Source organism: Leucothrix pacifica (assembly GCF_003172875.1).
GTDB lineage: Bacteria > Pseudomonadota > Gammaproteobacteria > Thiotrichales > Thiotrichaceae > Leucothrix > Leucothrix pacifica.
The window spans coordinates 1-24,018 of the sequence record NZ_QGKM01000053.1 but is presented as its reverse complement, the minus strand read 5'-3'; the positions used below and the strand labels follow the sequence as shown (position 1 = coordinate 24,018).

Genomic DNA, 24,018 nt, shown 5'->3' with positions numbered 1-24,018 from the left:
TTGAAGAGGACTAATAAAGTGTGTTGCCTGAGACTACTTCTGTTCTTCGGCTACCGGCTCATTACTCTTTGTTGTTTCCAGATTTTTGATCTGAGCCTTGTCTTTCTGTAGAGCCTCAATAATAGCGTTTGCGCCAGCGGTTGCGCACTGATCATCAGTCGCACCGCCAAATGAACCACTGACCCCCACTGCACCATATATATCGTCATCAAGCTTTATCAGCACGCCACCAGCAGACATCAAAACACCTTCACTACGCCCGACTGCAGTGTCAGACAGATCTGCTAGTTGCGTTGTATTCTTACGAAAATGAACGGCAGTAGTCGCCTTTTTCTTACTCAGCTCCACAGAGATTGCACTGGCAGTAGTATCACGCAGCACAACCTGCACCTGCCCGGAGCCATCAACAACGGATGCGCTGACCTGAAATCCATTTTTGCGACACGTACTAATACTAACCTGAGCAGCTTGTATCGCAGAGGCAAGCGTTAATTGATTAACCGTTATACTATTTTTAATGGCACTATCTTCTGTCGCAAACAGGGACGTTGACAATGTGACGGCTAAAGTAATGAGGGCCATTTGTTTCTTATTCTTCATTATGCTGCTCTGTGATCGTAGTAAAATGTTTAGTATCGCATCCATTATCTGGGTTCAATGTATTGTACAAAAAGGCATGAGCAAAACACAACCATGCTGCAGTGCACAATAAAATTATTCACTCACCTCAAAAGTCAGTTATACTTAACCCAGACAACATGGATTTATCCTAAGCCTGTATCGACAAGGAACACAAAAATGCAACTCTATCTGGAAAGCGTTAAAACATTTAACAAGTTAGTCGACTTGAGTATGACAGTATCACAGTTGAGCGCCGTGTCAGCGCAGACAATTGCTTACAGAACGATGTTTATGCAACACGGTGCTGCGACACCTCGCTGGCAGGAAAATGAAGCGCAGACGATGACGCTTGAAAAAGTTGATGCCGCTCAAGCTGGCAGTCAGGTACTTTGGAAAGGCTGGGTTGAAATGAATCAGTCAATTCTGGCTGCCTGTCAAAAGAATATCAGACGTAGCAACAATATTGATTTTCCTGCTGCACCTATCGATTTGATATCCACACAATCACAGATAATGAAGGTTACTGAAGCGTGTGCAATCGATGGATTTAAATTGAGCAATGAGATTATTGACACATTGAAAAAGAGTATCAAACCGGCCTATAGTTATGCCGCTGGTAATGCTAACCGTTTGTCAGTAAAAAAATAATCACATCAACCACAGAGAATAAAAAATGCGCTTAGGAAGCTGTTTGTATCAGGGTAATAGTGTCGTATTTGTTGAGTCAGACGGACATTATTACCTACCTTCGCTACAGAACGCCCACGCTACATTCTGGAAAGATATTCAGACGTTAATTGCAGATCCCAAGCGTGATGAAAAACTGGCAGAATTTTCACCCAACAAATCATGCATGGTTGGTTTAGAAGATATACAACTGTTAGCACCAATCCCTCGTCCGAATAAAAACATTATTTGCATGGGCCTCAATTATTTTGACCACATCGTTGAAGCTGCTGACTTTGCCGGCCGCAATGCCAAGACCCCTAAAGCGCCAATTGTCTTCACAAAATCTAATTTCAGTGTGATTGGACCAGGCACCCCTATTCCTGCAGATCCTGATATTTCCGAACAGCTGGACTGGGAAGTTGAGCTTGGGGTAATTATTGGCAAGACAGGTAAAGCGATAAAACCTGAACATGTTCAGGATCATATTTTTGGCTACACCATTATCAATGACATCAGCGCCAGAGATCTGCAGTTTGCCCATAAGCAATTCTATATTGGTAAAAGTATCGACGGTGGCTGCCCAATGGGACCTGTCATTGTGAGTAAAGATGAAATACCGAACGCTCAACAACTACAACTTAGTTGTCGTGTTAATGGTGTTGACAAACAAACAGGCTCAACCGAACAAATGATTTTCGATATTGAACAGATCATTGTCACACTCTCAAAAACCATGACGCTTGAAGCCGGAGATGTCATCGCCACTGGTACACCAAACGGTGTCGGGTTTGCGCGTACACCACCGGAGTTCTTAAAGAGTGGTGACGTCGTCGAGTGTGAAATAGAGTCTATTGGCGTTTTAAGCAATCCTGTCGTATAAAGTTAAGCTCGCAACCCCTGCACCATTTCAAAAAGACCTATGCATTAAATTTAGCCACTCAGATGATAAAAAATGAACTATATTAATCTGAGCCACACCAAGCAATAAGAAATTGCTATGTCGTAGGCATAGTAAACAAGATGCAAGTTAACTAAAATGGCTATACAATAAACGCTTCGTGTCAGCTAAATATTAGCCCCCTTAATTCAGGACTCTAATGGTAATGAAAGTTTTATATGCTACGGCATTACTCCTAATGTCTACTCATGTATCTGCTAATCAAAAAAGCCATGTATCTGATTTTGTTAATATTTTTAAGAAATATTGCTTCGCATTTAAAGATAACCCCAAGGCCGCAACCACTTTTCTTGAGACGCGTGGACTACGCAGAAATCCTGAATTCAACGATGCTTACGAGATCATGATTGGTGAGATAGACTATGCAGTGACCCCACAGGATATGGATTGCACTGCTGATGTTTTAGTCAGACATAGAGTTGGCCAATTATTCACACTCACGGATATCAGCAATAGCCTGAAATCAACATTCGGATTAACTGAAGTCAGTACACGTTATTTTCAGGATGTTGCACTGAATAACCGTGACACTAAAATTCAACAAACGGACTACACCGGTCGCGGTGGCCACAAATACCGCTTACTCTATCCAATAGATAATCAAGACAGCTACTACATGACTTTTACTATCGATTGGTAGGTCCGAAAACTCGTTACACCTCAGTAGACCAGGTTAGTGTAAATCCTGATCAGTATACCATCTTCTAAGTACCGCTACTCCCGCCAAGCCAGCCACCACGATGCCACTCTCTATCTCTGAGCGCCACTCAGCAGGCACCTCAATACCATATTTAGTACCCAGATAAGTCACTCCGGTGGTCACTGCAAGTGCAATAATTTTGCTTTGATAAGCAGGTTTTGAATGCTTAGATGAAGCGTCATTGGTACGCTTTGATTCAGACTTGCCAGAGGACGAGCTCGAGGATGATGATTTACGTTTTCCGGAGGACTTTAACGAAGTTCGGGTTCTTCGTTTACGGGACGTCGTTGCTGCGGCTGAATCAGCTGAGCAGCCCTCTTCCCACATAGAACACTCAACTTCCCGACGGTTCGCCAGTCCTCTACTAACCTGTTTTTGTCCGCCAATGGTAACAATATTCCATTTGCGAATTTCATCCGGAACTGCGTCATAGTCGCCTGCGTTCAGGCGTTTCAAAAGTGTACTTTTTTGGAATGCACCAGTGCCAACATTAAAGACAAAATGTACCAGTGCATCAAACTGATATTGATCAAGAGTCACTTTGACCATGCGGTTGACTGCTTTTTCACGCGGTATCAAATCATCCGCCAGCAAACGCTCGATATTAGCCTTACTGATGCGCCCTTTGCGTAAATCAATGACAGAACCATCAGACAATTCAATCTTGCCACTCGAGACTTCTGATTGAGTCATACAGTGCCCGACACCAATAGTTGGAAGGCCGGCCTGATCATTATAGACGACGTTCACAGAGTCCTCTGAATCAATCAGAGTGCGAATGCCTTGTCTGGACATTTTCATCATAAAATTTAAACGAACCTTTAAATCACAGCATTATAGTCGCGAATAAGACCAGAATCGTTCAAGTATCGATATATGTAATCAGCTTTGAATAAAGCTTTCTATGAGATAAAGCTATTTTACCTTTTCAGACCACACAGCAAACTCATTGCCACTTGGTTCGATAAAATGAAAACGACAACCACCGGGAAAGTCGAATATCTCCTCAGTAATTTGACCACCGTTGCTACGCACTTTCTCCAAAGTTGCACAGATATCGGCACTGTAAAACACTAACAACGCACCACCTGTGGCAGCTGTGGTGGCCATATCTGCTTTATAGAAGCCACCATCCAGACCTTCGTTGTTAAAAGCCGTATACTCCGGCCCATAGTCAACAAACTCCCATGCAAAGACATCACTGAAAAACGTTTTGGTAGCTTCAAGATTACTGGCTGCGAACTCGACGTAGTTTAATTTTTCATGCTGGTTCATTGGATGACTCCTCAGGGTGAAGTTCTGGCCGCAATAAACACGGTCATGGTGATAGTGATTGAGCTAGGCCGGATTATCAATATCGATAAATTGATGCTCTATGCCAAACTGCTGTGCCAAATACTCACCTAGTGCCGGAGCGCCATAGCGTTCAGTCGCATGATGACCCGCTGCAAAATAATGAATACCATTCTCACGCGCTTCATGAGTAGTTTGCTCAGAAATCTCGCCACTGACGTAAGCATCCACACCTAAAGCTATCGCTTGCTGAATATAAGACTGCGCACCACCGGTACACCAAGCGATAGTTTTGATGGGATGATCACCAGCAGTCACCACCGTAGGGGTACGATTTAATCGCTGCTGCATGTACGCTGACAGTTCACTTGCAGTCATCGGTTTTTCAAGGTGTCCATAATTACCAACGCCCTCAGCATTCATCACACCTTCGCTGATAAACCCAAGCTGCTTAGCTAATTGTGCATTATTACCAAGTTCAGGATGGGCATCCAAAGGCAGGTGATAACCCAGTAAGCTGATGTCATGATCCAGTAAGGCTTTGATCCGATATCTTTTCATGCCGACGATACGTTGATCCTCACCACGCCAGAACCAGCCGTGATGAACCAGAATCGCATCGGCTTTAGCTTCAATAGCCGCATCGATCAATGCTTTGCTCGCAGTGACGCCTGAGACAATGCGTTGCACATCAGACTTACCTTCTACCTGTAAGCCATTCGGCGCGTAATCTTTAAAGCGCGCTACATCCAATAAACTATCAATGGATTCAACCAGTGTCGTCAGTGCAACCATTCATTTAGTCCTTAATGCGGTACTCAGCAGAGCGTGCATGCGCAATTAAACCTTCACCACGAGCCAAGACAGATGCTGTCTTGCCCAAGCGAGAAGCTGCATCCGCAGAGCATTGGATTAGCGAAGAACGTTTCTGGAAATCATACACCCCCAGAGGCGATGAGAAACGCGCAGTGCGTGATGTTGGCAATACATGGTTCGGGCCAGCACAGTAATCCCCCAATGCTTCTGAGGTGTAACGACCGACAAAAATGGCGCCGGCATGACGGATATTGGCAGCAACATCCATGGCACCATCCACAGACAACTCCAAATGCTCCGGTGCAATATAATTAGCAACCTCAACCGCATCATCCATATCATTGGCCACAATGATCACGCCACGGCTACTCATAGACTCACGAATAATGTCAGCACGTGGCATTTCTTCGATCTGCCGGTTAATGCTAAGTACAACTTTATCGGCAAACTCCGCATCAGTCGTCACCAGAATTGCCTGAGCGTCTTCGTCATGCTCCGCTTGTGAAAACAAATCCATAGCGATCCAGTCAGGATCAGTCTTGCCATCACACAGCACCAAAATCTCCGACGGGCCAGCAATCATATCGATGCCGACAGTACCGAAAACCATGCGCTTTGCAGTCGCAACGAAGATATTTCCTGGCCCAACGATCTTGTCAACCTGCGGAATACTCTCTGTACCATAAGCAAGTGCAGCAACAGCCTGAGCGCCACCAACAGTGAATACCTTATCAACACCGGCAACCGCAGCAGCGGCTAATACCAGCTCATTGACTTCACCATCAGGTGTAGGTACCACCATGATTAGCTCTTCAACACCGGCAACTTTCGCAGGCAAAGCATTCATGAGTACAGATGATGGATAGGCTGCCTTACCACCGGGTACATATAAACCAACGCGATCTAGCGGTGAGACTTGCTGACCTAGCACCGTACCGTCTGTTTCAGTGAACTGCCAAGACTCCATTTTCTGATGCTCGGCATACACACGTATACGGGTTTCAGCCGTTTGCAACGCGATTCGCTGCGCTTCCGGAATGGTCTCAAGGGCCTGTTGTAAACGCTCCTGAGAGATTTCCAACTGCACCATCGATTCAACATTCATACGATCAAAACGATTCGTGTATTCTATGAGCGCACTATCTCCACGACTGCGAATATCTGCAAGAATGCCGTTGACCGTTTCAAACACCTGTTGGTCAGACACCGTCTCCCATTCCAGCATGCCTTTTAAATCAGCCCAGAACTGATCGTCGTCAGTGTTTAAGCGCTTAATATCCATGTGAAAACCTATTTCTGCTTACGTCTCGTCTCAACAGCGTCAGACAACTGCTTGAGTACTTTTTCCGTATCTTCCCAGCCAATACAAGCATCTGTAATACTCTGACCATAAGTCAGCGTGCTCTTATCAACACCCTCGCCTTTCTGATTTCCGGCCACCAAATGACTCTCAATCATTACACCGCTAATGTCATAGCTGCCGTTGGCAATCTGGTTAGCAACCGTTGTCGAGACTTTAGGTTGGTTATTGTGATCTTTACGGCTGTTAGCGTGACTAAAATCAACCATCAGTGATGGTGACAGGCCATTTTTACGCAACTCATTAGAGGCATCTTCCACACTGACAGAGTCATAGTTTGGACGAATACCACCACGCAGAATCACGTGACAATCTTCATTACCCGCGGTACTGAAAATCGCAGAATGGCCTTCTTTGGTCACCGACAGGAAGTGATGCGGCTTAGAGGCCGCTTTAATGGCATTAATCGCAATATCGACATTACCGTAGGTGCCGTTTTTAAAGCCGATTGGGCATGAACTACCAGAGGCTAATTCACGATGCCCCTGACTTTCAGTGGTACGTGCACCAATAGCACCCCAACTAATTAAGTCCGCTACATACTGAGGAGATATTAAATCTAGAAACTCTGTTGCCGCTGGCATGCCTTTCTCAGACAACTCTAACAACAATTTACGGGCTACGCGCAGGCCTTTGTTAATATTGAACTCACCAGAGATATCAGGATCATTGATAAGCCCTTTCCAACCCACACTGGTACGCGGCTTTTCAAAGTAAACACGCATCACAATTTGCAGATTATCTTTAAGCTCTTCTTTGAGCGCAGATAAACGATCCGCATACTCATGCGCTGCTTTAGTGTCATGAATCGAGCAAGGGCCAACAATAACCAGTAAGCGATCATCTTCACCTTTGATTATACGATGTGCTTCCTGACGTGCCTGATAAACCGTCTCACCTGCTGTCTCAGTTAAAGGAAACTCCTGAATTAGCTCAGCCGGAGAGGAAACTTCAACCATGCCTGTAATCCGTAAGTCATCTGTATTGTGTTTCATAATTTTGCCCTTTATTAACCTTTATCGACTGCAGCAGCGACCTGATCCAGAATTTGCTTTAAACCGTCGTGTTTTGTTTTCATTGAAGCCTTGTTGACCACTAAGCGTGAACTAATATCCGCCATGTGTTCTTGGGGTACTAAACCATTTGCACGAAGTGTATTTCCCGTATCGACCACATCAACAATGCAGTCTGCTAAGCCAACAATCGGTGCTAACTCCATAGAACCGTAAAGCTTGATCACTTCAATCTGACGACCTTGCTCTGCAAAGTAATTACGTGCGCAGTTTACAAACTTGGTTGCTACTTTTAGCTGGCCTTCTGGCAATGGCACATCTTTAAGCCCAGCAGTCATTAGTTTGCAGCAAGCAATCTTCAAATCCAGCATTTCATACAAGCCATCGCCGCCATGCTCCATCAACACATCTTTACCGACAACACCTAAGTCAGCTGCACCGTACTGAACGTAGGTAGGCACATCCGTCGCCCGGATAATGACCAATTTAATATGATCAATCGTCGTGTCGAGAATCAGCTTTCGGCTGGTTTCCGGATCATCCAACGCCTCAATACCCGCTGCTTTTAGCAGAGGCATTGTCTCCTTGAAGATGCGCCCTTTAGACAGCGCAATGGTAATTGTGTCAGTCATGCCTTTTGTATCCCTGTGCCCTTAGTTACGGCTTATTCTTGCGCCAATCGCAGTGAGTTTATCTTCAATACGCTCATAACCACGATCCGTATGATAAATACGATCTACCAATGTCACACCGTCTGCAGCCAGACCGGCCAGAATCAAACATGCCGATGCACGCAAGTCAGTCGCCATCACTGGAGCACCTTTTAAGCTAGGCATACCTGCAACAATCGCGGTATTACCTTCCAAACGAATGTTAGCGCCCATACGCATTAATTCTGCGACATGCATCATGCGATTTTCGAAGATATTCTCCACAACCACACCAATACCCGTTGAGACAGCATTCATCGCCATAAATTGCGCCTGCATATCAGTCGGGAACCCCGGATGTGCTTCCGTATGAATGTCTACTGCTTTTAGTTTGCGGCCACGCATATCTAATTCAACCCAGTCATCACCTTCGGTGATTTTGGCACCAGCGTCGCGGAACTTATTGAGTGCAGCGGTCAAAGTGTCTGGCGCAGCATTTAAACAGCGAACACGACCACCGGTAATGGCAGCAGCAGCTAAGTAGGTTCCTGTTTCGATACGATCAGGTAGTACGGAGTAGTCAACGCCTTTGAGTGACTCGACACCTTCAACCGTGATGGTATTAGTCCCTGCACCTTGGATTTTTGCACCCATAGCGATCAGACAGTTCGCCAAATCAACCACTTCAGGTTCCAGTGCTGCATTGTTCAGAACGGTAGTGCCTTCAGCCAAAACGGCTGCCATTAACAAGTTCTCAGTACCCGTGACAGTAATTTTTTCCATACTGATATTGGCACCCTGCAAGCGCTCACATTCCGCACGGATATAACCTTCTTCCACTGTAATCTGTGCGCCCATGGCTTCGAGACCGGACAGATGAATATCAACCGGACGTGAACCTATCGCGCAACCACCCGGCAGCGATACTTCAGCTTTACCATAACGAGCCAATAATGGCCCTAATACAAGGATTGATGCACGCATGGTTCTTACTAAGTCGTAAGGTGCGGTTTGACTACTGATAGTCTCGGCATCGGTAGAAAAATTATTATCGTCGTCGATATTGACGGTCACACCCATGCCTTCGATGAGTGCGCCCATAGTCTTGACGTCTTTCAGGCGCGGCACATTGCGAATAATCATCGGACCATTCGCTAATAAAGTGGCAGCTTGAAGCGGTAATACCGCATTCTTTGCACCTGAGATAACGACATCGCCTTCCAGCGCCACACCACCTTCAATCTGAAACTTCTGCATCTAGCCTGATTCCTGCAGTAAAAAACAAAAGCGAATCATAACCAAATTAACCGTGAATAACACCCTGCGATTAGGCATGCAGCCGGATTCGTCATGAAATTTAAGATTAGTATCGGTTTATTGCTTTTCCAGAGGCTTCCAGACGCCCTGCACCAAACCTTCCAATGGTTGATATCGGGTTTTGTAGTTCATTTTACGGCAGTCTTTGATCCAGTAACCGGGGTAAACATATTCCAGCCCAAGCTCTTTGGCATAATTAATCTGCCAAGTCAGTGCGAATACACCTAATGCTCGCTTACTGCCTTTATCGGGATCAAAGAAGGTATACACCGCTGATAAACCGGACTCCAACTGATCGATCGTCGCAACGCCAATCAACTCGTCCTGCTCATAAAACTCTACGAATAAAGTATCGCACCAATGCGCTGTTAAAAAGTCTTCAACACCATCCGCTTCAGTATCCTCATGACGGTCTTTGAGGTACTTTTCATACATCTCAGCGTAGCAGGATTTAAAGCCTTCTTTGTTCAGTTTGACCGTCAGGTCTTGGTTCAGCTTGGCATTGCGCCGCTGACTCCGGTCGGGTTTGAATTCATTAACCGCAACCCTGGTGGTAATGCATCCGCTGCAGTTCTCACAATACGGGCGATATACCTGACTGCCACTACGTCGAAATCCTGATTTGATAAGATAATCATAAACTTGCATTGTCATCGCAAGCTCAGGATCGACCACTGCATTTCTGGCTACCTGACCCGGTAGGTAAGAGCATGCGTGCATCGCTGTGGGGTATATTTTGAGGGGTTTAGAAAAATCCATAAAGGGTATTGTACCTTAATTTGACAGAGATATGAGGCAAATTGGGGGTTACCTCAGGCTTAGCCGTAGCTTAATGTGGCTATTTTATGGTCGCAATAAAACCCTGATCGGAGGCAAGCCATTTGGCCTACCATCCGACAAAGTGAATACTCAGGCCTAGTACTTCGCAACGAGGCCGGATTTACAATTGGACTGCGGCGCTTTACCTTGTGCCATTAACGCTGCAATCGGTGTTTTCTTCACATCACCACGTAAGCCAATCCATAATTCCGTGATTTGATTGCGACGACCACAGCGTAATGCCACACGTGAAGCGGCCTGTTTGCCGAGTGACGCTGCGACATTCTTTTGAATCTCAGACAAGCTAATCTTTTTACCCTTTTTACTGGTAATCAACTCATCAAGTGAAGTGAGATTCACCTGCTTCGTCAAATGCACCGAGTCCACATAATATTCTTCGGCTGTCTTGCTGTAGCACGTACCGTGTTTTACCCATTCATGACGTTGTAGCAAAGATGCAAATCCAGGCATTGCTTTGCTTAGCTCCTTTTTGGTTGTCGCACTTAAGGTCAACGGCTTTAGTAAATCCCAACGCCCTCTTCGGTCAATGCTCCTCACCGTTTCACTCACACCACAATAAGCATTATCACGTGGTTGCGGCCACAGACCATGAAGTGATAAATGTGAAGCAGAGTAAGAACGACTGTTACCAGACTTACACTCTTTCTTGCTGCCATGCGTTAAACAAAAGCCCGGTTGCCAACTCAGAGCCAACAGGTAATCTTTGGATGATCCACCTGTATTAGTGGATACCGGTGCAGCCTTACCATCAAGTGATCCACACTCCACTGCCACCCAGTTATTTTGTGAGCGGCTGTCTGATACAACGATTCGATAATGAGTCGCAGAAGCTTTGTTCTTAGCGACAACTTTGTACTGCTCTCCGACGCTTAGCTTTACCGGATTTGATTGTTTACGTATAGAGCTGTAAGCATTGCAGTTTTTGGTCAACGTAAAGGTTCCGTCCAGCTTTTCACTGGCCAATAAGGGTGATTGCCAACAGAAACCCACTGTTAGCACTAGTGAGCCCAATATTTTTTTATTCATTAATGTACGTCCAATAATTGTAATTTGATTTCGTCTTTTTGCAGCTGTTCTACCAGCCATTTTAACCCAAGCCCTTTATGATGTTTTTTCCAGGCGCAGATCATGGGGAATGGACGATCACTACCCATTTCTGTTGCTTTGATCACCATCGACCCATCATCGATATAAGGTTGCGCCAGTTGCCGCGCTACTGTGCCTACACCTAAGCCGAGTCGCTGAGCCTCCAGCTTTACCTTGTGATCAGGTACTGTCAGCACCGCTTGCCCATCTAGTAAGCCAATCGAGCGGTGAGGAATGTTGCGCGATGTATCCGCAACCGCCACTACATGATAGGGCTTGATGTCATCATGGGACAAAGGTTCCTCAACCGAGGCAAGCGGATGATCCGCAGCCACTGCAAACACAAAGTCAAAATTACCTAAGTCACTGGTACTCACCGCACCGATCACTTCAGGAATAAAGATATCTGCCCCAATCACAATGTCTGCCCGATTGGTAGCCAGGCTATCCCACACACCATTAAGTACTTCGATATTAGTACGTATATGCATTTTAGGGGACTGTTCAAGCAAATGATTAAATAATGGTAACAAGGCATTCGGGTTGACTAAGTCGCCCAAGGTAATTCTAAGCTCTGACTCCCAGCCGCTGGCGATTCGCTCTATCGAACGTTGCGCATCATCCGCAACTTGCAATAAATGGCGAGAGTGACGAACCAACTCCTGACCCGCTTCAGTCAGTCTTACACCCTGTTTTTCACGTTCGAAAAAATTAACATTAAACAGTGATTCCAGTTTGGATACGGTGTACGAAATCGTTGAAGGCACCCGATGTAACACCGCTGCAGCACCGGAAAAGCTGCCTTGATCCACAATTGCTTCGATAACACGTAGACTATCCAGATCAATTTTATAGTTCGAATTCATCGATGGCTGCATCCAATTTTTTCTAATTGCGTAAATATAGCAGAGGCTTATGATTGTCTCATCTGAAGAGACACACTCTTCTCACATTAAGGATTAAGCATTGATAAGAAATACCTCCACCGCCTATGGATCAGTCACAATTACATTGCATTGGCTCATGGCACTGTTAATGGTTTCACTGTTCGCAGTGGGGCTGTATATGACGGATCTCGGCTATTACGATAGCTTGTATCATGTTCTCCCCTGGTGGCATAAGAGCTTCGGATTATTGGTGATGGGCTTACTGCTATTTCGCATCATCTGGAAAATCAGCAACACGAAACCAGCAGCACTGCCTACCCATAAACCGTGGGAAGTAACACTCGCGACATGGACTCACCGAGCCTTATATGTACTAATCTTTCTGATTGGTATCAGCGGCTATTTAATTTCAACCGCAAAAGGTAAAGGAATTGAGTTTTTTGACTGGTTCGAGGTTCCGGCCTTTCAGGAGCTGAGTGCTGATGCTACGGATTTGGTTGGTGAGATTCACTTCTACCTCGCGTGGAGCTTAATACTGCTTGCAGCGGCACATGCTGCTGCCGCATTAAAACATCACTTTATCGATCGTGATGACACACTTAAACACATGACATTTAGGAAACAACGATGAAAAGAATACTATCAACCGCATTACTGGCAACCGCACTTCCGTTTGCTGCAAACAGCTTTGCAGCCGATTACACCATTGATACCAAAGGCGCTCATGCTGCCATTAACTTTTCAGTCAGTCACCTTGGTTATGGCTGGGTGGTAGGACGCTTCAATGAGTTTGAAGGCACCTTTAGCTATGACCCTGAAAAGCCGGATGAATCAAGCGTTGAAGTCACTATCGATACCAGCAGTATCGATAGCAACCATGCAGAACGTGATAAGCACTTGCGCGGCGGAGACTTTCTGGATGTTGATAAACACGCTGAAGCCACCTTTAAAAGCACCAGTTTCAAAGTGAGTGATGACAAGAAAGCCACATTGGTAGGCGATCTGACACTGCACGGCGTCACCAAGCCAGTGACTATCGATGTTGCTATCAGTGGAATGGGAAAAGACCCTTGGGGTAGTGAGCGCGCAGGATTTTCCGGTACTACCAGTATCAATCTGACGGACTACGGCATTAAGAATATTCTTGGTCCAGTCTCTGAAACGATTGATCTGAACCTGTATATCGAAGGTGTAAAAAAGAAATAACGCTGGAGAGTAATACACTAAGGGTAGTGCCCAAATTTTGAGTACTACCCTTATTTTATAGTGGCAGCAAACACCTGAAATAGCATTTTTCTGACTAGTGTCGGGACAATAAACCAATCACTTCTGCGAACATTTCCTGACTGAGTCCTTTATCCAGATCTACCGCTAAGCATTGTCGATAAAATGGGCTCAAATCCAAGCCTACACCTAAGCCATACACATTAATTTCACCCTGCGCCTCTACTCCCTCAACCACCGCTTTTAGATGATTATCCAGATAGAATTCATCGTTAGCCTTATTGGTCGCGGTATCCATCGGAGATCCATCGGAGATGACGACTACAATTTTGCGTCGGCTATCTCTTGATGATAAGCGGCCACAAGCCCATTGCAGTGCTTCTCCGTCAACACCTTCTCGAAACAAACTGTGCTTAAACAGTGCGGCAATCCCACTACGATTGCGCCGCCAGCTGGCATCAGCCGATTTAAAAATCATGTGACAGGTCTCATTCAGCCTGCCCGGATGTTCTGGTTGTCTTGCTCTTAACCAGTCCTTAGCCACTCGCCCACCATTCCAGGTGTTGGTGGTAAAGCCTAGCACCTCAGTCATCACACCTGCTTGTTCCAACGCGCGCACCAGAATGTCCACCAGCATAGATACATTGCTGCTGTGTTGTTTCATAGAGCCAGAGCAATCCAGTAAGAATGTAATGGCACAATCAGCTTTGGGTACATGACGCTCACGTAGGAATAAACGTCGCTCCGTGGGTGATGTCAGCAATTGTGACAAGCGCCGTCCATCGAGATAGCCTTCTTCCTGACCAAAATTCCAGCCGTCACGCACCGGTTCAGCAAACAGTGCTGCCAATTTACGACTCAGTCGAGGCACATTAATGCTTTGCTTGGCTATTAACTCATCGAGCTGGACTCTGTACTCTCTGAGTTGTGCAGCACGTACTAATTTAGTGGCATCCACCTCCCGATCATATTGACGGGTGAAAACACGGTAAGCCGCATTCGCTTCATCAAATACCCGACTTTCGCCGCTTTTTGCCAGAGCGACAATCTCATCGTCTTCATCATCAAAGTCTAATAACAACTTGAACTTAGATGCATCCAGCTCTTTATTATCTTCACGGTTTCGGGCACTAGGACCTTCATCGGTAGACTGCATCAGATGAGTAACTAACTGGGCTATGGTTAAAGCATGTTGCGCATAGCTCTCCTGATTATTAACTGACGTCATCAGTCCTTTTAAATCATTACCCATCGATGGAACCAGACTGGCTCGCGTTGCCTCAATATGATCTTCGGTCTGCTCTATCACGTGCCAACGATTCAGGCGCGCCCAGACAATTTGCGAAATGGTATACAACAGAATCCCAAACTGCCCCTCCGTGAGTCCGGAGCTATAAAACTCGATGGACCAATCGGTAAATCGCTGCTTTAGATTATGTTTAACACCCGGAAAGCGGTCAGGCACTAAGCTCTCTACTCGAATTTGCTCAAGTAGCTCAAACACCAAACGTTCCACGGCATCTGTCGGGCAATACTTATTGTGAATCGCCGGGTCATGATGCTGAAATCGCAAGGCCATCGCATCACTAATCGCACGCTGCGATGAAAAACCATCAGTGTCTGGATCAGCCTGTAAATGAGCGGCATTGATGGGTAATTTCTGCGTGCCGTTATATAGTTTTCGTGCACGGAAATACAATAGTGGGTGGCCTGATACTGCACGCACAGACGCACCGCAGAGTGCTTCCATTTTTTCATGATGTTTGGTGTGTTGCGCGATATCAGACACGTTAGTTTCCGTTTATTAGCAGTTTGGCTAAGTAGCTGGTGAGTTCGTTTAAGCAATTGAAAGCGGATCACTTTCAAAGGCCGATTTATCAGATATTACGACATCCCTACCGCATAAGACTCTGGCAGCTCTTCATCAAAACAGCGCTGATAATACTCAGCGACGGTACTGCGCTCAGCCTCATCGCATTTATTAAGATACGACAGCCGGAATGACACGCCCAGGTCACGGAATATCTCATAGTTCTCCGCCCATGAAATAACGGTGCGCGGTGACATCAGTGTAGAGAGATCTCCGGCGGCAAAACCGTTTCGGGTTAACTCGGCCAGTGCCACCATGCCACTTAAAATCCCACGGTCGCGTTCATTGTTCATCGTTTCAACACGCGCCGCAACAATCTCGACTTCTTCCTGATGAGGCAAATAGTTCAGCGTTGTCACGATATTCCAGCGGTCTACCTGGGCGTGATTTAGCAACTGAGTCCCATGATACAAACCATTCAGATTACCCAAACCTACGGTATTGGCAGTCGCAAACAAGCGGAAGTATGGATTGGGCCGAATTACTTTATTTTGATCCAGCAAGGTAAACTTACCATCCCGTTCCAAAATCCGCTGAATCACAAACATCACATCAGGGCGACCTGCATCATATTCATCAAAGATCAGTGCGGTTGGGCGCTGAAGTGACCAGGGAATAATACCTTCCTGAAACTCAGTGACTTGCTTACCATCACGCAGAACGATGGTGTCTTTACCGACCAGGTCCAGACGACTGATATGACCATCGAGATTTACGCGTGTACAAGGCCAGTTAAGCCGTGCTGCAACCTGCTCAATGTGAGTAGATTTACCCGTACCGTGCAGGCCCTGTACCATCACCCGGCGATCTTTCATAAAGCCGGCCAATATCGCCAGAGTAACATCAGCATTAAAGCGGTAGGCTTTATCGATTTCAGGAACATGGGCGTCACGTTCGCTAAAAGCTGGCACCATCAAATCCATATCAATACCAAATAAATCACGTACTGATACTTGCTGATCGGGTTTCATTTCCAGAATATTTGTCACTAATCACCTACCGGCCTCAGGCCTGAACTATTTCAGCAGCCTTATAACTGCCCTTGTACTACTGTCACTGCAGCGACGTAATAAACATCATCCGCGTTACAGCCACGGGATAAATCGTTAGCGGGTTGGGCCAAGCCTTGCAGCAATGGTCCAATCGCTTTAGCGCCAGAAAAACGTTCCACCAGCTTATAACCAATATTGCCGGCTTCCAGAGAAGGAAATACCAGAACATTGGCTTCTCCATGTACTTCTGAGTCCTTCACTTTGCGCGTTGCAATCGAAGGAATCACCGCTGCATCCAGCTGTACTTCACCATCAATACTCAGATCCGGACGAGCTGCTTTGACCAAGCGCGTTGCTTCAGACACCTTCTCAACCTCAGCATGTGCTGCACTGCCATGAGTTGAAAATGACAGCATGGCGACTTTAGCTTCTTTACCACTAAGGGATTGATAGCTATTAGCTGCTGCTGATGCAATCTCTGCTAACTGCTCTGCGTTTGGGTCAATTATCAAACCGCAATCCGAAAACACCATGCCTCCCTGACGAGGATGATGCGGCTGATCCAGCACCATCAGGAAAAAACTGGAAATCATTTTGAAAGCTTTATCGACGCCAATCACCTGAATCGCGGTTCTGACCACATCACCTGTGGTATGAATCGCCCCACTCACCACGCCATCCTGATGACCTGCCTTAACCATTAGATTGGCAAACCATAAAGTTTCACCGGCAAGCTCGTAGGCTTTTTCAGCTGTCATACCCTTTTTGGCACGAATCTCATGGAGTAACTCAGACAGTGGTTCACGCAAGGCGGATGTCCTCGGATCAATAATCGCAACACCAGACAAATCAATACCTGCCGCTGCCGCTTTTTCCTGAATAACCGACTCATTACCCAGCAACGTTACCGTCGCCACCTTATCCTGACTGAGGCGCACACCCGCTGTGATAATGCGCTCGTCTTCACCTTCCGTTAAAACAATACGGCCCGGTGCTGCCTGTGCGCGTTGAACCAGTTGTTGTAAAATCGACATGTCCTTTCTCCCAAAAATAAGTCCTTTGCAGGATACTGATTTAACAACAAAATACCTAGCAGCTCAGCGGAGGTATTAATCCGGTTAAAGCTTAATATCAGTCCCGAACCGGTTAAGCCTAAACTACCACTGTCCCGGATTAGCAGCCGCCCAATCCCTTAACCAACCATCGGGAACAGTATTCTCATTAATCAAACAGCCGGATTCCAGTGCCGGATAAAGCTCTGAGAATGTTTTAACCGTTTCATTATTAACGCGGCGCATTACCAGATCCGGACTAATATCTTCAACACGGTGCAATCCAGCCGCTTCCATAATCTCAACCAAATGCTTGATCATCGCTCCTTGATAGCGGGCAACTCGCTCAGACTTATCAGTCACATCCAGTGCCATATACCGCTCTGGATTTTGTGTCGCGATACCCGTTGGGCAATGATCGTTATTACAACTTCTGGACTGTATACAGCCCAATGCCAACATCATGCCACGTGCGACATTGACAGTATCTGCACCTAAAGCCATGGTTCTGGCCATATGGAACGCAGAAAATACTTTACCCGCAGCAATTAATCGCATTTTGTCGCGCAAGCCAAATCCAATTAGTGCTGCATTCGCAAAACTCAAACCTTCCCGCATTGGCGTTCCTACAGAATTAGTCAGCTCAACGGGGGATGCACCAGTGCCGCCCTCACCTCCATCGATGGTAATAAAGTCGGGTGTAATACCTGTGATTACCATCGCTTTGCAAATGGCTAAGAACTCAGACTTACGACCAATACATAGCTTGAAGCCGATCGGTTTGCCATTGGATAACTCACGTAATTGTTTAACAAAAGCTAACAAACCCTGTGGATCAGAAAATGAGGAATGGCCTGAAGGCGATATCACATCTTTACCCATGGGTACATGTCGTATCGCAGCAATTTCCTCCGTCAGCTTAGCGGCTGGTAAAATCCCACCATGGCCTGGCTTAGCACCCTGGGACAGCTTGATCTCGATCATTTTTACATTCTCAAGATTCGCTGTTTCAGCAAATTGCTCAGCGTCAAAGCCACCTTCAGCATTCCGGCAACCAAAGTAACCCGTACCGATTTGCCAGATTAGGTCACCACCTGCTTCCAGATGGTATGGACTTACACCACCCTCACCGGTGTTATGCGCGAAGCCACCTTTTTTGGCGCCACTATTGAGTGCTTTAATGGCCGTTTTACTTAGCGAGCCATAGCTCATCGCAGAAATATTCAGCGGTGATGCGGCGTATGGTTGCTTGCAGTCGGGCCCACCAAATACAACACGCAGATTGTGATCTTCGATATGACTCGGTGAAATCGAATGAGCCAGCCATTCATACCCTTCCCGATAGGCATCAAATAACGTACCAAAAGGACGCGTATCGCGCTGTCCTTTTGCTCGCTGGTATATCAAAGAACGAAACTCACGACTAATAGGACGGCCATCAATGTCAGATTCGATAAAATATTGTTGAATCTCCGGACGGATTGATTCCAGCATATAACGGATGCGTCCAACCACCGGGTAAAGTCTTAACAGAGAGCGACGCTTTTGCGTCATGTCATGCACACCGAGCAAAACCAGTGGCACTATGATCAGGAATAGCCAAAGTAACGCTGGCCAGAAAAAACTAAGAAAGATTGTTGCGACAGTACTAATGACTGCAGTTAGAACAAACACCGTGCGGACGCTCATGTAGACAGTTTCCTTTTCTATTTATAGTTTAGTGAATAATGTAGCGGTCTAAAAAATGGACTCATTATATTCACTTCCTCAAGGATGCACAGTGAAAAAAACACGTCAGCGAAACTGACGTGCCCGGAGGAACCAATTGACTGGTAATGACAACGCACCACCAGTGCAACTGATTAAACGAGATACGGTGTTAAACGTAGTCTTTGTATTTCTCCAGATGACGAACCGGCTTTGACAGTGCATCTTTACGGAACGGGTCGCCCAGCTCACGAGTACACATAATCTCAAGGATCGTTGTCTTTCCTTCTTCCATCTGAATACGGATCGCTTCTTTCAGAGCCGGACCAACATCTTCCAGCTTATCAACAGTCACGCCTTCAGCGCCCATTGCACGACCAATACCAGCGAAACTTTGATTCTCAAGCTCACCTGCAACGAAACGACGTCCGTAGAAGTCAACCTGATTCTTCTTCTCAGCACCCCACTGACGGTTATGGAAAACAACCGCAGTGACCGGAATGTTCTCACGAACACAGGTCATGGCTTCCATCATGCTCATGCCCCATGCACCGTCACCCGCGTATGAAACCGCCGGACGATCCATAGCAGCACATTTAGCTCCCATAATGGTTGGCAATGCGTAACCACAGTTACCAAAACTCATTGGTGCGAAGAAGCTGCGTGGCTTTTCAAAGCGTAAGTAGCTGTTTGCAACAGAGTTGATGTTACCAATGTCTGTAGAGACCATGACATCTTCAGGCATTGCTTTTTCAAGCTCACGCAGTACCTGACGCGGATGTAGGTAGTTACCTTCCTCACCTGATTGCTCTTCAATCATATCCAGACTGAAGTCATCATTCTCATGAATCCATGCGTCCAGTTCTGCTTCCCAGTCTGCCTTTGTGGCTGCAGTGTGAGCCATGCGCTCGTCTTTAGTCGCATCACAAGCCAACTCTTTATCAGCGATCAAGCGTGAGATAGCGGTCGCCGCTGCACCGGCATCACCACAGATACCGACAGAGATTTTCTTAACCAGACCAAGCATACGAGAGTTGCAATCGATCTGAATGATCTTGGCATCTTTCGGCCAGTAGTCCATACCATGTTGTGGCAGAGTACCAAATGGTCCAAGGCGCGTACCCAATGCGATAACTACATCGGCTTCGGAGATCAGGCGCATAGCCGCTTTAGAACCCTGATATCCTAGTGGTCCACACCATTGTGGGTGACTTGCCGGGAATGAATCATTGTGAAGATAGCTATTAACAACTGGCGCACCTAAACGCTCTGCCAGCGCAATGCACTGGTCAACCGCACCACTCATGACGACACCACCACCAGAAATAATCACTGGTGTCTTAGCTTGTGCGATCAAGTCTGCTGCTTCCTGAAGGCTATTCTCACCACCCGCACCACGCTCAATCACGATAGGCTGAGGGATTTCACACTCAATATCTCCGTAGAAGAAATCACGAGGAATGTTTAGTTGAGTAGGACCATTTTCCTGCATCGCAATATCGAAACAGCGACCAGTGAATTCCGCCATACGCTTAGGGATTGTGACGTGCCCCTGATACTTAGTAATAGTTTCGAAGAATGGCAGCTGCTCTGCTTCCTGAAAACCACCTAATCCTGTGGTACTCGCGCCCGTCTCAGGTGTAATCGCAACTACCGGGCTATGTGCCCAATAAGCCGCAGCAATTGCTGTGACAAAGTTAGTAATCCCCGGACCATTTTGTCCGATACAAACACCATGACGGCCTGACACACGCGCATAACCATCTGCCATGTGTGCTGCACCTTGCTCGTGTACTACAGGAATCAGGCGAATTCCGGCTGGCGTAAAGATATCCATCGCGTCCATGAACGCTGAGCCCATGATGCCGAAAATATCAGTGACATTGTTCGCCACTAATGTTTCAACAAAAGCTTCACTTGGAGTCATTTTGGTCATTATTAATTTCCTTTCCTGTGGGTGCAATCTTTAGAAATGCGGTTGAATAGTAATGATGTCCGATGCTAGGAAAATAGCACCTAACTGAATAGAACCAGATAACCTTTATCGTGGTACCAGAAACGGACGAATTAGTGAATACCGTCAATCTTGATATTTAATGAAACTTTCAACGACAATTTATTGAAAAATCATTCATGGAGTCTACCGTAGAGGTAATCCGCTATCATCAAAATACCGGGTTCAATCTTATCAACCGGTATTGATGCATAGCCTAAGCGAAAATGATTCTTAGGGGCATTTTTTCCAATAAAAAATACACTGCCTGCTTCAATTATCACACCTTGTTGCTCAAGCGCAGCGGCCATCACATCAACATCAAGATCTTTATCGCCTTCCAGCCAAAAAGATGAGCCTCCAAAGTTAGGTACACACTTTAGCGTTGGCAGGTGCCTCTCAATAGCTTCATACATAGCCTGCCAACGCTCTTTATAGATCGTATGCAAGCGGCCAATCATTTTATCGTAGTGGCCGAGACTAATGAACAAAGCAGCGGAGCGTTGATTATTTGCGGGCACATGACGGTACATCAGGCGGCGCAAGGCACGAGCTTCCTGAATCATCTTGGCAGGCGCCACCATGTAACCAAGTCGCAAACCCGGTGCAAACGTTTTAGAGGTACTGCCCACATAAATGACAGGCGCGGTATCACTCAGGCTTTTCAGGGCGGGCTGAGGTTCGTGTTTGAAGTTAGACTCAGCTTCAAAGTCATCCTCAATAATGACGATCCCCTCGCGAGTCGCAGTTTCCAGTAAGGCATGTCGACGACTATGTGACATGGTGACGCCACTCGGCACTTGGTGGCTTGGTGTCACATAAACTACGTCACAATCACTAAAATGCTCATCAATCACTAAACCGTCATTATCAACCTCTAATCCAACAAGGTTCATCGTTTTGAGGCGCATGATGTTACGAACATCCGGATAGCCTGGGTTTTCGATACCCACTTTGGTATCTCTACCGACCAATAAACTGGCAATAATATACAAGGCGTTCTGCGCACCGAGTGTCACCATAATGTTTTCAGGCTTAGTCCAGATACCCCGGCGTGGCAGCACGCGCTTTTGAATCTGCTCGATCAGTAGCGGGTCGTCTTCATCCACCTGATCCGTTGCCCATTGACGCATCTCCCCCACATTGAGAGAGTAATGCACGCATTCCCGCCACTCATGAATAGGGATTAAATTAAAATCGAGTTGACCGAAAATAAAAGGGTATGGGTGATCTTTCCAGTTTTTATTCTTACGAATATTACGTTGCAGTGAAGGTTGTTTTAATAATAATTTCTTACACCAGTCCGGGCAATCTTCGGCTATGTTCTGATCGCTGGTATTCGGCTGATCTATCCGGTCACGATACACCTGCGGATTAATAAAAAAGCCTTTGCGTTCATGAGAGTCAAGGAATCCTTCATCAACTAAATGCTGGTAGGCCAGCACTACGGTGTTTCTGGCAACTTCCAGCTCTTTAGCCAATTCGCGTGAGGATGGTAAAGGTTTGTCCGTTTCAAGTAATTTTTCGAGTGCGGCAGTAACAATGCCCTCGCGAATTTGTATTTGCAGGCTCTTGCTACTTTTACGATCCAGCTTGATTAAACGGTTCCATAAGCTTTTCATTGACACCCTCAGAGTCGCAATTTATACCAAACATCTGTCTGGCACTATTGCAGTGTAGTCCAGATGAAATAAAACAAGCAACTCTATCCCGGATCGGCATACTCCACTTTTTTGATGCCTCTTGAATGGCTAAATACACAACCTTCTTAGCCGAATCATCATTTGGAAAGAGCTTTCTATTCTTAGTGGCTTTACGAATCACACTGTTTAGCGACTCAATGGCATTGGTCGTATAGATCGCTTTGCGGATGTCTTTTGGATAAAGAAACAGTGTGTTTAGGTTTTCCCAATGTGCACGCCACGAGCGACTGATTAAAGGATATTTTTTATCCCACTTTTCAGCAAAACTGTCCAGTGCCAGCAACGCGGCTTCTTCCGTGGCAGCCTGGTAAATCCGCTTTAGATCTTTCGTGACTTCACGATAGTCTTTCCAGGGAACAAACTTCAGTGAGTTGCGCACCATATGCACACTGCACAGCTGTATTTGAGTCTTAGGAAAGACGGTATTAATGGCATCAGGAAAACCTTTAAGCCCATCAACACAGGCGATCAGAACATCATTCACGCCACGATTATTCAATTCTGTGAGTACACCCAACCAGAACTTAGCGCCTTCATTCTCAGTAATCCAAAGGCCTAACAGCTCTTTGTGCCCTTCCATATTAACGCCTAACGCGAGATACACCGACTTATTGATGACTTGCTTATTCTGTCGGACTTTAAGCACGATACAGTCTAAATAAATGATGGGATAAACGTCATCCAATGGTCGTGATTGCCATTCAGTAATGAGATCAAGCACACTATCGGTTACATTGGAGATCAACGTCGGAGAGACGTCTACCCCGTAAAACTCGCTCAGGGTTTCAACGATGCTACGTGTTGTCATTCCTTTTGCATACAGGCTAAGGATTTTACTATCTAAAGCCGGCGTACGTGTTTCACGCTTCTTAATAATCTGCGGTTCAAACTCACTCTGACGGTCACGGGGTGTGTTAATTTCTAATTGACCGTCATCCGTTTTTACCGTCTTTTTGGTATAGCCGTTGCGGCTATTGGTTCCTTATTTTGCTTCGTGACGATGATAACCAAGGTGGTCATCAAGCTCTGCATCAAGCGCTTTTTCATAGAAGGATTGGCGCAACAATTTGGTGAGTGCTGCAATATCTTCTTCGGAATTGAGGCCTTGGGCGGCCTCTTTAGCTAAGGCTTTAAGTTGTTTCTTATTCATGTGATCTACTCTAACAGGTTAGGATTGAGCAGATACACAGTTCAATTTACAGCCTCGGCAATCAGAACTTAATATAGATCACCTGCTGGGCACTACTAGTGCATCATTTTTGAATTG

General features: G+C 46.1%; 22 protein-coding genes and 1 pseudogene. 5 read left to right on the top strand and 18 right to left on the bottom strand.

Annotated elements, in window-relative coordinates; genetic code table 11:
- Nucleotides 1-33: 33 nt before the first annotated feature.
- Nucleotides 34-600, bottom strand: a complete 567-nt coding sequence (locus DKW60_RS16470) for a GlcG/HbpS family heme-binding protein (protein WP_181389751.1) — start codon at nucleotides 598-600, stop codon at nucleotides 34-36.
- A 198-nt stretch (nucleotides 601-798) separates the two neighbouring features.
- Here DKW60_RS16470 and DKW60_RS16465 point away from each other — a divergent pair, with 198 nt between their 5' ends.
- The 3 genes from DKW60_RS16465 to DKW60_RS16455 all read left to right on the top strand — a co-directional run bounded on the left by DKW60_RS16465 (nucleotide 799) and on the right by DKW60_RS16455 (nucleotide 2,888).
- The gene (locus tag DKW60_RS16465; protein WP_109838762.1) at nucleotides 799-1,269 is read left to right on the top strand and encodes a hypothetical protein; all 471 of its coding nucleotides are present in this window, start codon (nucleotides 799-801) and stop codon (nucleotides 1,267-1,269) included.
- 25 nt (nucleotides 1,270-1,294) lie between these two features.
- Nucleotides 1,295-2,170 carry a fumarylacetoacetate hydrolase family protein gene (locus DKW60_RS16460; RefSeq protein WP_109838761.1) on the top strand — a complete coding sequence of 292 codons (876 nt, stop codon included), beginning with the start codon at nucleotides 1,295-1,297 and terminating at the stop codon, nucleotides 2,168-2,170.
- Nucleotides 2,171-2,393: 223 nt separating this feature from the next.
- Nucleotides 2,394-2,888 carry a hypothetical protein gene (locus DKW60_RS16455; RefSeq protein WP_109838760.1) on the top strand — a complete coding sequence of 165 codons (495 nt, stop codon included), beginning with the start codon at nucleotides 2,394-2,396 and terminating at the stop codon, nucleotides 2,886-2,888.
- A 33-nt stretch (nucleotides 2,889-2,921) separates the two neighbouring features.
- Here the strand turns inward: DKW60_RS16455 and DKW60_RS16450 are convergent, their stop codons facing one another.
- The 10 genes from DKW60_RS16450 to DKW60_RS16405 all read right to left on the bottom strand — a co-directional run bounded on the left by DKW60_RS16450 (nucleotide 2,922) and on the right by DKW60_RS16405 (nucleotide 12,189).
- Complete coding sequence (locus DKW60_RS16450; protein ID WP_109838759.1) at nucleotides 2,922-3,752, bottom strand: lysozyme; 831 nt, start codon at nucleotides 3,750-3,752, stop codon at nucleotides 2,922-2,924.
- A gap of 111 nt (nucleotides 3,753-3,863) precedes the next feature.
- The gene (locus tag DKW60_RS16445; RefSeq protein WP_109838758.1) at nucleotides 3,864-4,223 is read right to left on the bottom strand and encodes a VOC family protein; all 360 of its coding nucleotides are present in this window, start codon (nucleotides 4,221-4,223) and stop codon (nucleotides 3,864-3,866) included.
- Nucleotides 4,224-4,286: 63 nt separating this feature from the next.
- Nucleotides 4,287-5,036, bottom strand: coding sequence for a Nif3-like dinuclear metal center hexameric protein (locus DKW60_RS16440; RefSeq protein WP_109838757.1), 750 nt, complete (start codon nucleotides 5,034-5,036; stop codon nucleotides 4,287-4,289).
- Nucleotides 5,037-5,040: 4 nt separating this feature from the next.
- The gene (hisD, locus tag DKW60_RS16435) at nucleotides 5,041-6,339 is read right to left on the bottom strand and encodes a histidinol dehydrogenase (protein WP_109838756.1); all 1,299 of its coding nucleotides are present in this window, start codon (nucleotides 6,337-6,339) and stop codon (nucleotides 5,041-5,043) included.
- 8 nt (nucleotides 6,340-6,347) lie between these two features.
- Nucleotides 6,348-7,412, bottom strand: coding sequence for a 3-deoxy-7-phosphoheptulonate synthase (locus tag DKW60_RS16430; protein WP_109838755.1), 1,065 nt, complete (start codon nucleotides 7,410-7,412; stop codon nucleotides 6,348-6,350).
- 14 nt (nucleotides 7,413-7,426) lie between these two features.
- A complete protein-coding gene (hisG, locus tag DKW60_RS16425; RefSeq protein WP_109838754.1) occupies nucleotides 7,427-8,062 on the bottom strand; it encodes an ATP phosphoribosyltransferase in 636 nt (211 codons plus the stop codon).
- A gap of 21 nt (nucleotides 8,063-8,083) precedes the next feature.
- The gene (murA, locus tag DKW60_RS16420; RefSeq protein ID WP_109838753.1) at nucleotides 8,084-9,337 is read right to left on the bottom strand and encodes a UDP-N-acetylglucosamine 1-carboxyvinyltransferase; all 1,254 of its coding nucleotides are present in this window, start codon (nucleotides 9,335-9,337) and stop codon (nucleotides 8,084-8,086) included.
- Nucleotides 9,338-9,454: 117 nt separating this feature from the next.
- Entirely contained in the window at nucleotides 9,455-10,156 is a 702-nt protein-coding gene (locus DKW60_RS16415; protein ID WP_109838752.1) for an arginyltransferase, read from the bottom strand.
- Nucleotides 10,157-10,312: 156 nt separating this feature from the next.
- Nucleotides 10,313-11,263, bottom strand: coding sequence for a ribonuclease T2 family protein (locus DKW60_RS16410; protein WP_181389750.1), 951 nt, complete (start codon nucleotides 11,261-11,263; stop codon nucleotides 10,313-10,315).
- On the bottom strand, nucleotides 11,263-12,189 hold the full coding sequence (locus DKW60_RS16405) for a LysR substrate-binding domain-containing protein (RefSeq protein ID WP_181389749.1): 927 nt from the start codon (nucleotides 12,187-12,189) through the stop codon (nucleotides 11,263-11,265). Before DKW60_RS16405 ends, DKW60_RS16410 begins: the two co-directional genes overlap by 1 nt.
- Nucleotides 12,190-12,289: 100 nt before the next feature.
- Between DKW60_RS16405 and DKW60_RS16400 the strand changes: the two genes are divergently transcribed.
- Nucleotides 12,290-12,841: a cytochrome b gene (locus DKW60_RS16400; RefSeq protein WP_109838749.1), complete on the top strand. Its 552-nt coding sequence runs from the start codon at nucleotides 12,290-12,292 to the stop codon at nucleotides 12,839-12,841.
- Nucleotides 12,838-13,416 (top strand): YceI family protein, encoded by a 579-nt coding sequence (locus tag DKW60_RS16395; RefSeq protein ID WP_109838748.1) that lies wholly within the window; start codon nucleotides 12,838-12,840, stop codon nucleotides 13,414-13,416. The genes DKW60_RS16400 and DKW60_RS16395 overlap by 4 nt, the downstream gene beginning before the upstream one ends.
- Nucleotides 13,417-13,510: 94 nt before the next feature.
- On the opposite strand, the gene DKW60_RS16390 is transcribed toward DKW60_RS16395, so the two are convergent.
- The 7 genes and pseudogenes from DKW60_RS16390 to DKW60_RS16360 form a co-directional block, all read right to left on the bottom strand.
- Entirely contained in the window at nucleotides 13,511-15,223 is a 1,713-nt protein-coding gene (locus DKW60_RS16390; RefSeq protein ID WP_109838747.1) for a cobaltochelatase CobT-related protein, read from the bottom strand.
- Between the two features lie 95 nt (nucleotides 15,224-15,318).
- Nucleotides 15,319-16,293, bottom strand: a complete 975-nt coding sequence (locus tag DKW60_RS16385; RefSeq protein WP_109838746.1) for an AAA family ATPase — start codon at nucleotides 16,291-16,293, stop codon at nucleotides 15,319-15,321.
- A 41-nt stretch (nucleotides 16,294-16,334) separates the two neighbouring features.
- The gene (pta, locus tag DKW60_RS16380; RefSeq protein WP_109838745.1) at nucleotides 16,335-17,330 is read right to left on the bottom strand and encodes a phosphate acetyltransferase; all 996 of its coding nucleotides are present in this window, start codon (nucleotides 17,328-17,330) and stop codon (nucleotides 16,335-16,337) included.
- A 123-nt stretch (nucleotides 17,331-17,453) separates the two neighbouring features.
- A complete protein-coding gene (locus tag DKW60_RS16375) occupies nucleotides 17,454-19,037 on the bottom strand; it encodes an FMN-binding glutamate synthase family protein (protein ID WP_109838744.1) in 1,584 nt (527 codons plus the stop codon).
- A gap of 190 nt (nucleotides 19,038-19,227) precedes the next feature.
- The gene (gene xsc, locus DKW60_RS16370; RefSeq protein WP_109838743.1) at nucleotides 19,228-20,991 is read right to left on the bottom strand and encodes a sulfoacetaldehyde acetyltransferase; all 1,764 of its coding nucleotides are present in this window, start codon (nucleotides 20,989-20,991) and stop codon (nucleotides 19,228-19,230) included.
- 191 nt (nucleotides 20,992-21,182) lie between these two features.
- Entirely contained in the window at nucleotides 21,183-22,670 is a 1,488-nt protein-coding gene (gene pdxR / locus DKW60_RS16365) for a MocR-like pyridoxine biosynthesis transcription factor PdxR (RefSeq protein ID WP_109838742.1), read from the bottom strand.
- Nucleotides 22,630-23,901 (bottom strand): annotated as a pseudogene (locus DKW60_RS16360) (IS256 family transposase). Before DKW60_RS16360 ends, pdxR begins: the two are co-directional and overlap by 41 nt.
- Between the last annotated feature and the right edge of the window lie 117 nt (nucleotides 23,902-24,018).

Bases quoted from the DNA above. Each gene is read 5' to 3' on its own strand.
- DKW60_RS16470 (WP_181389751.1), bottom strand. From the start codon at position 600: ATGAAGAATAAGAAACAAATGGCCCTCATTACTTTAGCCGTCACATTG.
- DKW60_RS16465 (WP_109838762.1), top strand. From the start codon at position 799: ATGCAACTCTATCTGGAAAGCGTTAAAACATTTAACAAGTTAGTCGAC.
- DKW60_RS16460 (WP_109838761.1), top strand. From the start codon at position 1,295: ATGCGCTTAGGAAGCTGTTTGTATCAGGGTAATAGTGTCGTATTTGTT.
- DKW60_RS16455 (WP_109838760.1), top strand. From the start codon at position 2,394: ATGAAAGTTTTATATGCTACGGCATTACTCCTAATGTCTACTCATGTA.
- DKW60_RS16450 (WP_109838759.1), bottom strand. From the start codon at position 3,752: ATGATGAAAATGTCCAGACAAGGCATTCGCACTCTGATTGATTCAGAG.
- DKW60_RS16445 (WP_109838758.1), bottom strand. From the start codon at position 4,223: ATGAACCAGCATGAAAAATTAAACTACGTCGAGTTCGCAGCCAGTAAT.
- DKW60_RS16440 (WP_109838757.1), bottom strand. From the start codon at position 5,036: ATGGTTGCACTGACGACACTGGTTGAATCCATTGATAGTTTATTGGAT.
- hisD (WP_109838756.1), bottom strand. From the start codon at position 6,339: ATGGATATTAAGCGCTTAAACACTGACGACGATCAGTTCTGGGCTGAT.
- DKW60_RS16430 (WP_109838755.1), bottom strand. From the start codon at position 7,412: ATGAAACACAATACAGATGACTTACGGATTACAGGCATGGTTGAAGTT.
- hisG (WP_109838754.1), bottom strand. From the start codon at position 8,062: ATGACTGACACAATTACCATTGCGCTGTCTAAAGGGCGCATCTTCAAG.
- murA (WP_109838753.1), bottom strand. From the start codon at position 9,337: ATGCAGAAGTTTCAGATTGAAGGTGGTGTGGCGCTGGAAGGCGATGTC.
- DKW60_RS16415 (WP_109838752.1), bottom strand. From the start codon at position 10,156: ATGGATTTTTCTAAACCCCTCAAAATATACCCCACAGCGATGCACGCA.
- DKW60_RS16410 (WP_181389750.1), bottom strand. From the start codon at position 11,263: ATGAATAAAAAAATATTGGGCTCACTAGTGCTAACAGTGGGTTTCTGT.
- DKW60_RS16405 (WP_181389749.1), bottom strand. From the start codon at position 12,189: ATGAATTCGAACTATAAAATTGATCTGGATAGTCTACGTGTTATCGAA.
- DKW60_RS16395 (WP_109838748.1), top strand. From the start codon at position 12,838: ATGAAAAGAATACTATCAACCGCATTACTGGCAACCGCACTTCCGTTT.
- pta (WP_109838745.1), bottom strand. From the start codon at position 17,330: ATGTCGATTTTACAACAACTGGTTCAACGCGCACAGGCAGCACCGGGC.
- DKW60_RS16375 (WP_109838744.1), bottom strand. From the start codon at position 19,037: ATGAGCGTCCGCACGGTGTTTGTTCTAACTGCAGTCATTAGTACTGTC.
- xsc (WP_109838743.1), bottom strand. From the start codon at position 20,991: ATGACCAAAATGACTCCAAGTGAAGCTTTTGTTGAAACATTAGTGGCG.
- pdxR (WP_109838742.1), bottom strand. From the start codon at position 22,670: ATGAAAAGCTTATGGAACCGTTTAATCAAGCTGGATCGTAAAAGTAGC.